This is a genomic window from Nocardia vinacea NBRC 16497 (assembly GCF_000308835.1).
In the GTDB taxonomy this organism is placed as follows: Bacteria; Actinomycetota; Actinomycetes; order Mycobacteriales; family Mycobacteriaceae; genus Nocardia; species Nocardia vinacea.
Window position 1 is genome coordinate 12,607 of the sequence record NZ_BAGN01000177.1, and the last position, 12,380, is coordinate 24,986.

16 protein-coding genes are annotated in these 12,380 nt (G+C 65.6%); 2 read left to right on the forward strand and 14 right to left on the reverse strand.

Annotated features, from left to right (window positions below; translation table 11 throughout):
• Positions 1–657: 657 nt before the first annotated feature.
• The 7 genes from ON44_RS54060 to ON44_RS23685 form a co-directional block, all read right to left on the reverse strand.
• A complete protein-coding gene (locus tag ON44_RS54060) occupies positions 658–1,377 on the reverse strand; it encodes a hypothetical protein (RefSeq protein ID WP_373283200.1) in 720 nt (239 codons plus the stop codon).
• A 101-nt stretch (positions 1,378–1,478) separates the two neighbouring features.
• Positions 1,479–1,955, reverse strand: coding sequence for a hypothetical protein (locus tag ON44_RS23660; RefSeq protein ID WP_040693768.1), 477 nt, complete (start codon positions 1,953–1,955; stop codon positions 1,479–1,481).
• A 65-nt stretch (positions 1,956–2,020) separates the two neighbouring features.
• A complete protein-coding gene (locus tag ON44_RS23665) occupies positions 2,021–2,461 on the reverse strand; it encodes a hypothetical protein (RefSeq protein WP_040693771.1) in 441 nt (146 codons plus the stop codon).
• On the reverse strand, positions 2,458–2,721 hold the full coding sequence (locus tag ON44_RS23670) for a hypothetical protein (RefSeq protein WP_040693773.1): 264 nt from the start codon (positions 2,719–2,721) through the stop codon (positions 2,458–2,460). Before ON44_RS23670 ends, ON44_RS23665 begins: the two co-directional genes overlap by 4 nt.
• Positions 2,718–2,990: a hypothetical protein gene (locus tag ON44_RS23675; protein WP_040693774.1), complete on the reverse strand. Its 273-nt coding sequence runs from the start codon at positions 2,988–2,990 to the stop codon at positions 2,718–2,720. Before ON44_RS23675 ends, ON44_RS23670 begins: the two co-directional genes overlap by 4 nt.
• A 13-nt stretch (positions 2,991–3,003) precedes the next feature.
• Complete coding sequence (locus ON44_RS23680) at positions 3,004–3,660, reverse strand: hypothetical protein (protein WP_157187275.1); 657 nt, start codon at positions 3,658–3,660, stop codon at positions 3,004–3,006.
• 206 nt (positions 3,661–3,866) lie between these two features.
• Positions 3,867–4,844 (reverse strand): hypothetical protein, encoded by a 978-nt coding sequence (locus ON44_RS23685; RefSeq protein WP_040693777.1) that lies wholly within the window; start codon positions 4,842–4,844, stop codon positions 3,867–3,869.
• A 237-nt stretch (positions 4,845–5,081) separates the two neighbouring features.
• Here ON44_RS23685 and ON44_RS23690 point away from each other — a divergent pair, with 237 nt between their 5' ends.
• Both ON44_RS23690 and ON44_RS23695 read left to right on the forward strand, forming a co-directional pair.
• Entirely contained in the window at positions 5,082–5,939 is an 858-nt protein-coding gene (locus tag ON44_RS23690) for a helix-turn-helix domain-containing protein (protein ID WP_040693860.1), read from the forward strand.
• A gap of 9 nt (positions 5,940–5,948) precedes the next feature.
• Positions 5,949–6,293: a DUF397 domain-containing protein gene (locus ON44_RS23695; RefSeq protein ID WP_040693863.1), complete on the forward strand. Its 345-nt coding sequence runs from the start codon at positions 5,949–5,951 to the stop codon at positions 6,291–6,293.
• Between the two features lie 31 nt (positions 6,294–6,324).
• Here the strand turns inward: ON44_RS23695 and galE are convergent, their stop codons facing one another.
• The 7 genes from galE to ON44_RS23730 are packed head-to-tail and all read right to left on the reverse strand — an operon-like array spanning position 6,325 to position 12,237.
• Positions 6,325–7,311: a UDP-glucose 4-epimerase GalE gene (gene galE / locus ON44_RS23700; RefSeq protein ID WP_040693778.1), complete on the reverse strand. Its 987-nt coding sequence runs from the start codon at positions 7,309–7,311 to the stop codon at positions 6,325–6,327.
• Between the two features lie 28 nt (positions 7,312–7,339).
• A complete protein-coding gene (locus tag ON44_RS47010; protein ID WP_051182372.1) occupies positions 7,340–8,146 on the reverse strand; it encodes a class I SAM-dependent methyltransferase in 807 nt (268 codons plus the stop codon).
• Between the two features lie 8 nt (positions 8,147–8,154).
• Positions 8,155–9,348 carry an amidohydrolase family protein gene (locus tag ON44_RS23710; protein WP_040693779.1) on the reverse strand — a complete coding sequence of 398 codons (1,194 nt, stop codon included), beginning with the start codon at positions 9,346–9,348 and terminating at the stop codon, positions 8,155–8,157.
• Complete coding sequence (locus tag ON44_RS23715) at positions 9,345–9,692, reverse strand: cupin domain-containing protein (protein WP_040693781.1); 348 nt, start codon at positions 9,690–9,692, stop codon at positions 9,345–9,347. Before ON44_RS23715 ends, ON44_RS23710 begins: the two co-directional genes overlap by 4 nt.
• Entirely contained in the window at positions 9,685–10,845 is a 1,161-nt protein-coding gene (locus ON44_RS23720) for a hypothetical protein (RefSeq protein WP_040693783.1), read from the reverse strand. The genes ON44_RS23715 and ON44_RS23720 overlap by 8 nt, the downstream gene beginning before the upstream one ends.
• Positions 10,842–11,702 (reverse strand): NAD(P)-dependent oxidoreductase, encoded by an 861-nt coding sequence (locus ON44_RS47015; protein ID WP_051182373.1) that lies wholly within the window; start codon positions 11,700–11,702, stop codon positions 10,842–10,844. The genes ON44_RS23720 and ON44_RS47015 overlap by 4 nt, the downstream gene beginning before the upstream one ends.
• Positions 11,695–12,237: a ferredoxin gene (locus ON44_RS23730; protein ID WP_245567301.1), complete on the reverse strand. Its 543-nt coding sequence runs from the start codon at positions 12,235–12,237 to the stop codon at positions 11,695–11,697. Before ON44_RS23730 ends, ON44_RS47015 begins: the two co-directional genes overlap by 8 nt.
• Positions 12,238–12,380: the final 143 nt, after the last annotated feature.

Genomic DNA, 12,380 nt, shown 5'->3' on the forward strand with positions numbered 1-12,380 from the left:
GGGCCATCCCAATCCCGCTCGGGGAGTTCAGCTTTCCTTACGGTCGACCTACCCGCACCCCGTTGCCGGGCGCGGGACCCCGTCGGGGTTACCACGTTCCACACGCGCGAGCTACGACCGGGGAGGGTGCCTCCTATATCCCGGGGACGACGGTGCTCACCCGGTCGAGTGCCGTCCTCGACCGGCGTCTGCCGCCTTGGAACGGCCAGTCCCTGCCCCCTGCCAACTGCTGTCCATCGACAAGGTCCGCTTTACGAGACATCAACGGAGGTTCACGCAATTCACCCGTCCGGTCTGCCCCTAACCCGTGGCCCCCGGATGGCACGGGAGCCCTTCGGCGTTTCCCTGAGCTTCGCACCCTGCCGTTACCAGCAACACACGTCAGAGCGGGGCCGGGCATCGAGCACGAGCCCGAAACTCATACAGCCGAAACCAGATTCGGCCCTCCTATCTGCGAGTTCACTCGCATCGTGTGACCTCGTGTCGCAACGGCAGTTGCGGACGTTCGTGACCGCGCGCCCAGCGGCTACTACCGGATGTTGGGCCCAGACAGAGGCAGCCCGATGCTGCCGTCGGCGGTGCGTACGGGTTCTCCGGGCGCCGGGTCCACTGATTTCGACACTATTTCCGCGCATATCGACCCCATGTCCGCGCATCTCAGCGCGCCGCAGTTCCGGCAACGACCGGCATACCGGCCGCAGCGCTTGCGTCGACCGGTGTCGCCTGGATCTGCCTGATCGCCGAATCCAGCAACTGCGGGATGTTCAGCAGCGGCCGGTGCGATTCCAGCTGCACCTCATACGGCGTGCGTAGCTGGGCTTCCAGTGCGGGCCAATTGTTCTCGACCTGATATTTGTACTTCGGCAGCAATTCGGTGGTGATGTAGTCCCACCTCGGATCGAGTCCGGACCAGTTCCAGTCCGGCAGCGGCAGCGCCGGGCGGCCGTCGGCCATCGTACGCTCCGGCAAGCGCGACGCGCCTGACAGCAACGCATCGCGGAAACCGTCGTAGGCACGGCAGAGCCCACTGAGCCGAGCCGCGCCGCCATGGTCCGCGCCAGCGGCACGCTCGCCGTGCGCACACAGCGCCGCGTAGGTGATCGCGGCGGCGAACTCTCCGACGGTGCCCTCGGCCGCCTGGGCATCGGGCACCGGAGTAAGCCGCACCGACGCGGTGATATGCCGGTCGATCGCGTGGACCCATCGCGCGGTCTCCGAGAGCGCGGCCCTGAGCCTGTCGGCGGCGAGCAGCATCGCGTCGATATCGCGGGAATTGGGATCGACAAGCATCGACAGCGACAGCCACCGCTGCTTGTGCAAGGGAAACATCGCACTGATGGCGGCCGAGATCGGATCATCGGCGTCTCGACCGCTCATCGCCTCGATCAGATCATCAACGGTCGGCAACACAGATTTCGACAGGGGTGAATTCACAAGCCCTGCAATAGAATCGGCTTCCGACGGCGTGGGCGAATCGTTCACTGGTCCTCACTATTCCCGGTATCGCGGTGGTCTGCTGCAGCAGTAGTCGAGCCTTCGAGGGTGACCCGCCACACGGGAACCGTGTGGATATAGCGGTGACTGTGCAGCCACTGACTCGTGATCGTGAGCGCGGTGCTGGTGCGGCCGGAGGCGAGGTCGGTCAATGCCCGCGCGCCTTCGACGCGGCGCAGATCCTCGAGCATGGTGCGCTGTGATCGGGCCAGCCGCTCATGCGCGCCGGTCTCGATCGTGTGTTGACCGATGGCAGTCAGCGCCCACCCGGTTTGTTCCTCAGCGAAGCCGTGGCCAGTGAGCCAGTCGAGTATCCGCAGGACCTGCCCATGCTGGCGGTCGGAGGCGGTAGCCAACTCGCTAGCGGGCCGCGCGGTCCGAGTGAGCGCGCGCAGGACAGCCAGTCGCGGCAGGGTCAAGCCCAGCTTTCTCAATTCGGACAGCTTTTTCGTTTCGGACAATCAAGCTTCCCTTCCCAATGTCTGTCGAATGAGTGATGGTCGAAAGTCGTGGTGGGGGGCCGCGTTCACCGCGGATCGCGAGAGTGATCGGCGATATCGTCGGGCCAGCGGTATCCGCGAGGCCAGATGTGGCCCTCGGCAACGGTGATCAGCGAGCAGACCCGGGTGATGTGTCGGTCCACGTGCGGCAGAGCTGGCGTCACCACCGCAGCGGCACAGGCTTGGGCCACCGCCTCACCGATGTCGGACCAGGACATCGACCCGCCGATCGTGTACCGGATGACCTCGACGAGGGTGACACCGTATTTGTCGGCGGCATCCCGCAGCATCTGCTCGGTCCACACGTCATCGAGGTCCAGGCGGACCACACCGACGGCACCGGTATTCAAATTCTTGAGGCCATCGATGACCCGCCGTATCAGATCGGCCGGTTGCAGATCGACCGGGCGCTCATCGCCGCCATTCAACATGCCCGGAATGCGTTGCGATAGATGGTGATTCGTCATTGTTCCCCTCCACGCAGCCAGGCGTCGGCTTGTGCCTTGGCTTCCTCGACATCGGTTCCAGCCGACGCCTCCCGGATCATCCGGCCGTCATGTGTGTAGATCCCCCAGCTGCACGCGCGCGCGGTCATGGCCCGGATCTTCGCGACGACATCGGCGCGGTGTTTGGACAGCCACCAGCGGTGTTCGTTGCCTTCGAGCCGCCATCCGTCGGTCGCGTGATACGGCTGGATCGGCCCGGATGCTGCCCAGTTGCCGGTCACCCTCCGCCCCTGGTGGACCGGCCGTAGGCGTGGAGGGTCATCTGCGACCAGAAGTCGTGGCGAACCGCGTTCCACAGGTCGGTCAGCTTCGGCCAGCGTTCCCGTGCCTCCACCAGATCCGGGTAAGGCCCATCGATCGACACCACCGGCAAGTCCCCGGCAGTGTCATAGATGCCATGGATCTCGATGTTGTGCTTGTCGAGTGTCCAACTCGCTTCCAGCCCATCGCATTCGGTGACGTGCTGGTGTCGCATGTCGTCCTCGGTCACGGCTGCCCCTTGGCTACTGGTGCGCTCGGCCGCGCATGGTGTCCACGAGTTCGTCCAGGGATTCGAGCATCGCCCGCGCTTGCTCACCCACCACTTCCGCTTCCGCGGTTCGCTCGATCGCGATGCCGCGTGCGATGGCCCGCTCCTGCGGAGTCATGGTCTGCGGCTTGAGCTTTCCCGCCTCCATGAGGCGCTGTATCGCGCTCTGTTTTCGTGGGCATTCCGACGCGCGACATCCCATGTGCTGTTGGAAGTTCCGGTGCGCCTCGTCCGGATCCATCTCGTGTTCCAGGAGCCCGTGCGCAACCTGATCGACCGCAGGAGGACTCACACGCGACCACGTTTGCTCGGGACAGACGGTCTCGAGGTCGAACCGCTCGCACACCCGCGCCGGACTGTGGGCGACAACTTCCAGGTCGTACACGATGATCGCCGCCGCATGAATGCCGATGGCGATGTTGAGCGCATAGCCGACCGGGTCGGCGTGCCCTTCGGGCGGGCGCACCGTGTACACGTAGTGGTAGCCGAGTTGTTCGGCGTGGCGTTGGATCGCGATCCGGCGGCGCGGCGAATCCATCGATGACGTTTCGAACCCGATCGCCTTCGGCGGGGTCTGCGGTGGGTTGTGGACGGTGGCCGATTGGCCCTGCTGATGTGCTGTCATTGTCATGTCAGTGCTTCCAGATACGAGGTTGTGCGGGTGTGGGTGTGGATGGGTGAACCGCGCAGAGATATCCATCAGCCGTTGCCTCGGCGGCGATCTGGCTTCGCTATCGGAGCGATCGACGAGATCCACAATGAGTGCACCGGATCCGATACGGATGTACTGGACACACAGTGGGGGTCTCATCGCCGTGCGCCCATGCGTGCGCCCCGTCATGATCGGTCGCTATCGCTGCAATCGGACAAGCCCTCGCGCCCGCCGATCGGCGGGTAGGCGCTCCCACGCAGAGTTGACTCGGGTCGGTGCAGCTCGCCGTGCTGGGTGTAGAGCCGTAATGGCAGCTCGCAGGCGGTGAGTGTGCCGCCGGTAGCAGATCGGGTCCTGGTCGCGCGGCCCCCGAGCGCCCGGTCACACAGCTGGTGGATGGCGTCGCTGACTGGCTCGTGCACGTGGTCGCGTGTCTCATGGGTCAGCACCGTGAGCGTCTCGGGATCGCGTACCAGCTCGACAGTCAGCTGGTTCGTCTCCTCCGGCACCCTCTCCGCGTCGAATTCGACTGCGCTGCCTATGATTTCGCGCAGTATTGCCTCGACCTGATCGACCATGTCGCCGAGCCCGGCCCGCGTCAGTCCGATGTGCGCGTTCAGCGTGGCGACTTCCACGGCACACCCGAGCGCCGCCACACCGAACTGGCACACAATCCCCGAGCGGGCCTTATCTTGCCGCTCGGGTGCTGGCTCGGACGGTTGGTCGGGCGCGGGGTCGGTGTAGACAACGGTGATCGCGGGATGTGTCTGCGAGATCCGGTGCAGCAGAACCGATCGTGATGAACCCAGCCCGTCCAGATGTCTCGGCGAGGGCGTGAGGATATAGCCGCCGCCCGCGCGATCCAACTCCGCCACCAGCGACCAGAAAACCGTCGTCGCAGGCCGATAGTCGAGAAGCCGGTCCAGCTCAGAACCCTGTCGGCGAGCAAGTTCGGCCAGCGTGGGCAGCACACGCCCACCGGATCGGCGATCCACCGCCTCGAGTAGCGACCGCAGCACCTCGACCGGCGCGCTCGGCTCGCACGCGATCTTGTCCACCACCCGCCCGTACCGCGCGGCGAACGCCTCGATGTGCCCTACGACCTCGGCCCAGCGAGCGCCGACCAGCGACAGCTGTAGATATCCGAACGTCGGTGCCGTCATCGCGCACTCACCGCTACCGCCGCGATGTCTCGATTCGCTCCAGCAGACAGTGCCTGCATAGGTCATCACCCCTGGTCACCTCGGGTTCTCCCCAAGGCGTTAGCCCTGCGAGTAATTTGCGTCATAGCATTACCGGTAGGCTAAATGGTAAATTTACCTAGCGCAATAGGTGTCGTTGAATGCCCCTTCCGACGGGATAGGCTGCTACGGAACGTCGTAAAAGTGGAGGTCAATTCAGTGACTGATCCAGGCAGGCGAGCGGACCCGAATGCGCTGCGCTTTCTCATCGGCCGAGAGCTCAAGGCGGCCCGAGAGGTAGCCCGCATATCCCAAACCCAGGCAGGGAAGCAGCTTGACTGCACACCGACGAAGATCAACTACCTCGAGAATGGGCGAAACTCCCAGGACCCCGCCGAGGTGACTGTTCTACTCAAGTACTACGGTGCCGACCTCGCGCATATCGAGCGAATCGCCGCCCTGGCTGGCCAAGCCGATCAAACCACCTGGTGGGCACCGTTCGGAGGAGCCTTCCCCAACTGGTTTAAGACCTTCGTCGGCCTTGAGGGGCTTGCCGAGAGCCAGTTCAGTTACACCTCGATGCACCTGCCCGGCCAGCTCCAGACCGCCGACTACGCCCTGGCGTTGCTCGAAGGACATCTTCGCGTGTCACCCGCGGACGCACCCGCCGTTGTCCGAGGACGAATGGCCCGTCAGCGCCTCACCGGCGACCCGCCACTACAGCTGCGGGCTGTGATCGAGGAGTATGTGCTCGACCGGATCGCCGGCGGCCCCGAGATCATGGCCGCCCAGCTGAGGCACCTTCTCAAGATGATGGAGGTGCCAACAGTCGAGCTGCACATCATGCCTGTTGCAGTGCCTGTCCATGACGGACTCGACGGCGACTTCATCGTCCTCAACTTCGATGCAGCGCGAAGCATCGGCTACGTCGAATACCCTGCTGGCGCCCTCTACGTGCAAGACGAAGACCAAGTAGAACTCTATAAGATGGCTACTGACCGGCTGTGCAAGCGGGCGCTGTCCACCACCGACTCCGCCCAAGCCATCGAGCGCCGGTTGGCAGCCCTTGAGAAGTAGGAGTTGGAGATGAACACCGCAGACCGCCTCCCCTGGCGGAAGTCAACGTTCAGCGGTAACGGGGAAGGCTGCGTTGATGTTGCACCCGCGAGCGACGGAGTCTTCGTTCGCCACACCAAGCACCACGACCACGGCGTCATCAAGTTCACCCATGCCCAGTGGGCAACGTTCCTCACCGAAGTCCGCACAGAGACCCCCTCAGCAAACGGTGCGGCCACCGTCAGGCAGGACGGCACGGACACGGCGCTTTCCTCCGATGACGTCGAACTGCGCTTCAACGACACCGAGTGGACGGCTTTCCTCGCAGGTATCGCCGAAGGCGAGTTCAATTTCCATCTCACCGCCGCCAGCTAGTTCTGACTCGACCTCTGAGTTCGCGTGCCCCTTACGCCCGCGAGTGAACAGATTGGTGGAATTGCCATGCGTCGGCGATGATGTCGGCGAGGTCGGGCCGCTGCGGTTTCCAGCCGAGTTCACGTTGCGCTTTTTCACTGGAGGCGATGCACACCGCTGGGTCGCCGGGGCGGCGTCCTTCGATGCGTACGGGGAATTCGACTCCGGTGACTTCGCGGACTGTGTCGAGGACTTGTTGGTTCGAGTGCCCTTGGCCGTTGCCGAGGTTGAAGATGTCGTGGCGTCCCGGCTCGACGAACTCGAGAGCGAGTAGGTGGGCGGCCGCGAGGTCGGCGACGTGGATGTAGTCGCGGATGCATGTGCCATCGTGGGTTTCGTAGTCGGTGCCGAATAGCGTGAACGTGTCACGCTGGCCATCGGCGGCTTGCAGCAGGATCGGTATCAGATGCGATTCCGGTTCGTGCCGTTCACCCAGATGGACCCCGCCCGCGGTGAGGACCGCTCCGGCAGCGTTGAAGTAGCGCAGCGTTGCCGCACCGAGGGTGTCGGAGGCACCGCATTCGCCCGCGATGAGCTGATCGACCGTAGCTTTGGTTGCTGCGTATGGGTTCTTGGGCCGGACTTCGGCGGTTTCGTCGAAGGCGGTGGTGCCGTCGCCGGTGTACATCGATCCTGTGCTGGAGAAGATGAGGCGGGAGACCCCCGCGGTGCGGATCGCGCGCAGTAGTGCCAGTGATCCTTCGATGTTGTTGTGCCAGTACTTGTCTGGGTTGCTGACCGATTCGGCGACTTCGATGCTGGCGGCGAAGTGCAGCACGCCGTCGAACCGGGCTTCGGGGGTGAGGATATCGGCGACCTGGTGGACCGACATCTCATGAAATCGAGCCGCGGTGGGCAGGTTGGACTCGAACCCAGTGGAGAGGTTGTCGATGATCTCGACCTCGTGGCCAGCGTCGACGAGCTGGTGGGCGACGACGGAGCCGATGTATCCGGCACCGCCGGTGACGAGCAGCTTCACAGAATTCAAATCCTCCTCGGTTGCAGTGCTATTCAACAATTCCGGTGGCGACGATATAGCCCTTGGGATCGCGCCACACCTGGCTTGGATGGCTAGTGAACCAGCGGTGGATGTCGGTGGCGACGTCGGCGAGGATGGCGTCGCGGTGTGGGCTGTCGGCACCGACGCCGCAGAAGGAGGCCATGGCCTCGGCGAAACGGATCAGCGGCGCTGCGGTGTCGAAGACGAGGGCGTTGTCGAAGCGGTTGATGCTCACCGTGGTGAAGACCTCGGCCATCATTTCCGGAAGGCTGTCGGAGTTGACGCTGTTAGCCAGTTCCGCGACGGGTTCCAGTCCGTAGCTGCGGGCGTGGGCGGCGACGAGATCGCCTGTGCGGCTGCATGTTCGCGCGTGGTTGACAGTGAGGACCACCCTGCCGCCGGGGCGGGTGATGCGCTGGAATTCCCGCAGCGCGGCCACAGGGTCTGGTACGTGGTAGAGCATGTGCCGGGCGGTGGTGCGGTCGAACTCGCCATCAGCGAACGGGAGCCGGGTGGCGTCGCCGTGTACTGCTTCGACGCCGTTGATCGCGGTGGCGGCTGCGATCATTGCCGCGGAGTTGTCGACGCCGACCAGGCGGCCACGGTGACCGGCTTCGGCGAGGTGGGCGAGGAACCGGGCGTCGCCACAGCCGATATCGGCCAGCGACTGTGTCTCGGCCAGGTCGAGGACGGCTAGGACTGCGGCGACTGGATCGTCGGGGTGCTCGCTATGGCGGGCGTGGGTGTCGATGCGCGTTTGCAGCGGTGTGGTCGAGGAGTATTCGGAGTTCAAGGAGGGGGTGCTGGTGCTCATCGGCGGGTCTACTCCTCGGTGGTGGGGACGGCGACGGGGTAATGCAGATTTCCAGCGGTCATGGCCAGGATCGGGGTAGCGAGCACTGTCAGATCCCGGCGGGGGTCGCCCGGGACAGCGATAAGGTCGGCGGACCGCCCGGCGGCGAGCGTACCGGTGCTGTGGTCGATGCGGAGCGCTTCTGCAGCCCGGCGCGTGGCCAGATCGATCACCTCCGCCGGAGCGAGACCAAGGTCGAGGTAGGTGGGTAGCGAGCGGGCGTACTTGTTGTACGGGGTGCGCGGAATGCCGGCATCGGTACCGGGCACCAATCGCACGCCAGCACCGAGCATCACGGTCAGCTGTTCACGGCGCACCGCCCATGAGAGCCGACCTCGCGCGGCCATAGCTTCGTGGTTGATGGTGGGACACACCATGATCCGCTGTGCGGCGATGGCGTTGACGAGGCCGAGATCGAAGTCGAATCCGCCGTCGTCGGTCATCCATGTGCAGTGCTCGATCGAGTCGACGCCCACGTCGACCGCCTGGCGGATCCCCGTGGTGCCGTGCGCGTGTGCGGCTACCGGTAGCCCGTGGTCGCGGGCGGCGGCCACGACCACGCGCAGCTGGTGGTCGCTTAACTGTGGTTCGTAGGGTGAGCTGGTCCCGCTGACGGTGAAGCCTCCGGTCACCATGACCTTGATCCATTCCGCGCCGCGTGTGGCGTTGGCGGCCACGAGGCTTGCGATCTCGGTGTCGGTGGTGACCGCGCCGCCGAGGCTGTAGCAGTGCCCGCCCGGAATCGTCAGCGGGATAGTGGCTTTCAGTACGCGGGTGGGTGGTGTGGTGGTGGCGAAGGTGTCGCTGTCGACGTAACGCGGCGCGCCGAGGTCGCGCACTGTGGTGATGCCCGCGGCTGCCAGCTCGCGCAGTGCGTGCCGGATCGTCGCGGCGACCGCGAGACGCGTGTCATGTTGGATCGCGGGCCGTGGGTGCACCGCGCACCCGAAGGCCAAGTGCACATGCGCGTCGATCAACCCGGGCAGGATCGTCGACCCGCGCAGTCGGATCCGCTCAACACGATGCCCACTCCAGTCTGATGGCTGCGCTTCGGTGGCTCCTACCCAGGCGATTCTGTCGTCGGTGGTGACCACCGTGCCCGGTGAATGCAGTTCACCGGTTCCGGTGAGGACACGGTCGGCGTCGATGATCCGAACGCTCACCGAAGGGCCTGCGGTGTTGTGGCGGTGTGGCGGTCCGAGTCGGCGAACACCTCGATCACCAGCGTGCCCGGCGCGATAGTGGCCCCGTGGGGTTGCTGGTCGGCGAGGCTGAAACTCTCACCGGCGCTGATCGTTCGGGTTTCGGGGCCGAGGCTCAGCTCGACGCTGCCGCAGATCACCACACCGATCTGCGGGCCGTGTCGATGGCACGGCACCGTCGCCCCGCTGGGGAATGACCAGAGCACCACCTGCCCGTGCTCGCTGGCAAGCAGATGCCCCCGGCCTCCCGGGTACGCGGTGTCGATACTCGGGAGCTGGTGCACCCAGTCGGGCCATTCATCCATGCGCGGGTCTCCTTGCGGTCGATGGGGTCACGGCGGCGGGGCCGTGATAGTCAGCAACGGGTTGCGCACCGAAGTTGTGCGGTCCGAGCCAGCCGTAATAATCGCGGCGCAGGGCCTGCACGTGCTGGCGCAGCACCCTGTCGGGGTGATCGATGCCGCGGTTGAACTCCACCGGCGATATCCGCATCAACGATTCGAGCGCCCCATGGGCGGTGGTCAGGGTTTCGGGATCGATCGCTTCCGCAATCACGTGCAGTGCTGCGGCGGCAGAGCATCGGAACTCGGGTGGTCCGTACAGGATGATCGTCGCTGCCAGCACCGCGTGCTGGAATCCGTCGAGCAGGTGCGCGCGGCGGCGGCAGGTATGCAGCGTCGCGATCAGTTCGTGATGACCGGCCGCAACGCCGAACAGCGCACACGCTGACGCCATGACCAGCTTGTATGCCCGCTCGGTGGGGATCGGCAGCTGTCGGTCGTGCTCGCGGGCCGCTACTAGGGCGGCGACCGTGTCACGGTCGAGCAGTTCGCACACCGCCGGATCGTTGGGCAGGTCGCTGTAGCGCTGCGGACCTTCGTCGCCGCGCGCCGCGACCGCGCGCAGCGCCTCCAGCACTGTCTTGATGCGCCACGGGCTGGCTCCAGGCGGGCTGTCGGGACAGTAGATCGTCGCCAGTTGATGAGTAATCCCTTCCAGTCCTTCGCGTTTACCGATTCGCGGGGCTGCGACCCCGGTCAGGGCAGCTCCGGATAGCGGGCGAGCGGCGGCGTGGTGCAGGTCTGCGCCGAACCGGCCCGCCACCCGATGCAGATGCGAGCGCCCTACAATGAACACGGTGGTGTCGATGTCGGGGTGGCACTCGAGCACGCTGAGCGCGAACTTCTGCACGCACGCTTGGATGTCGGCTGGCTGGTCGACGACGGTGATCAGGTCGACGTCGGAGGCAAGGGTGAACGCTCCCACGCGATGTCGGACTGCGGGCTCCCCGCGCGCCAGCGAGCCGGACACGCACACACTCACCGTGTGGCCGAGGTGGGTGTGTGCGCAGTCGCGCACCGTGGCGGTGTAGATGTCGAGGTGCTGGTTGACCTGTGCGCGGACGGTCGACGGGATGCTCGCGCTGTGGGTGAACCAATCGTGCACGGTGCCGGTCATGGCGGGCCTCCGGCCGCGTCGATGATTGCCGACATTTCCTGACTTCCCAGGCCAGCGGCCATCGCCGCGTCGAACCGGTCGGCGACCGCTGCGAGCACTGCCGGGACCTGATCACCGAGCGCTGCCAGGGTGTAGTGCACATCTTTGGCCAGGACCGCCAAGGCGCAGTTTGTGAGTGGGTGTGCGCCGCTGAGCATCGCCTCGCCGTACGCCGCCGTGACCGGCGCAGCCCATCCGTGCTGTGCCCACACCTCGATCAGTTGGTGGCGGTTGAGACCGAGCGTGGTTGCGGCGGTAAGTGCTTCGGCGAGTGCGGTCAAGATGGTCGCCGCAAGCGCGTTGTTGAGCAGCTTGACCACCGCCGTCGCCGCGGCGCTCTCGACGCGGATTACATCGCGGGCGACCACACGAAGCAGCGAGTCGGCCACAGCGAGGTCGGCCGTCGAGCCCGTGACGAATGCCACCAGCGCGCGGTTTATAGCCCCGGGGCGGCTGCCGGTCACCGGCGCCAAGACGGCTCGGGCTCCTGAACCGGTTACCTCACGCATCCACTGGTCGGCGTATTGCGGTGAGAGCGTAGAGCTTTCGATGGCAATCGCACCATCGGCCGTCTCGAGTGCGCCGTCCTGCCCGAACCACACCGCCCGGGAGGCTGTGTCATCGTGCACGAACGACCAGACCGCAGCCGCACCTTCAGCGGCCTGGGCTGGGGAGGCGCACACGATCGCGGGCCCGTCGATCGCTGCGGTGGTGCGGTTGTAGCGACGCAGTTCGAAACCGTGAGCGTGCAGGGTATTCGCGACGGCATTGGCCATGATCCCGGCGCCGAGTACCGCGACGGTGTTCGACTCACCCATCGTGGCCTGCCTTCACGTACAGCAGCCACACCATCGTGGGAGCGAACTCGGCCCGGATCTCCAACTGCGGGTATCGGGCGGCGATGTCGGCCGAGGCAATGCAAGCGTCGACCTCGGCATGTGCGGCCGCTCGGGCGGCCAGCGGTTTCGCGGTCACCGAAACCTGGCGCGCTCCAGGGGCATGCCGGGTGGCGAACACCCGGGTCGCTGGATGAGTGGCCACCGTCGCGATCGAATGGCCGATATCGCGGCGGACCGCCAGGCACATCGGCTTGGTGAGGCTTTCCCAGCAGCGCTCCAGCCGCAGCACGCCGGTGTAGATGAAGTGCTGGTCCACCCACGAATCCACCGTGCGGGCCTCCGCATCCAGTGCCAGATATCCCGCCGCGACCAGCGCTCGCAGCCCCGGGTTCTCGGCAGCGGCGCGCATCGCATCGGGGAAGGAATCGACCAAGCGCACCTGTCCGCTGTGCTTGCCTGCCTCGGCCTGGGCATCGGTGCCAGAAGGACCCAACGTGACGATCGGTGCATCCACACGAAACACCGCTGGCGGCTGCCCGCACACCGTGATCGCCTCGTTCGGACAGCACGCAGCAGCCGCACGCGCCCGTTCGATCCCTATCGTGGTGCCATCGACGGCACGGGCAGCGCCATCGGCGAGCTGTAGATGAGGGCTGG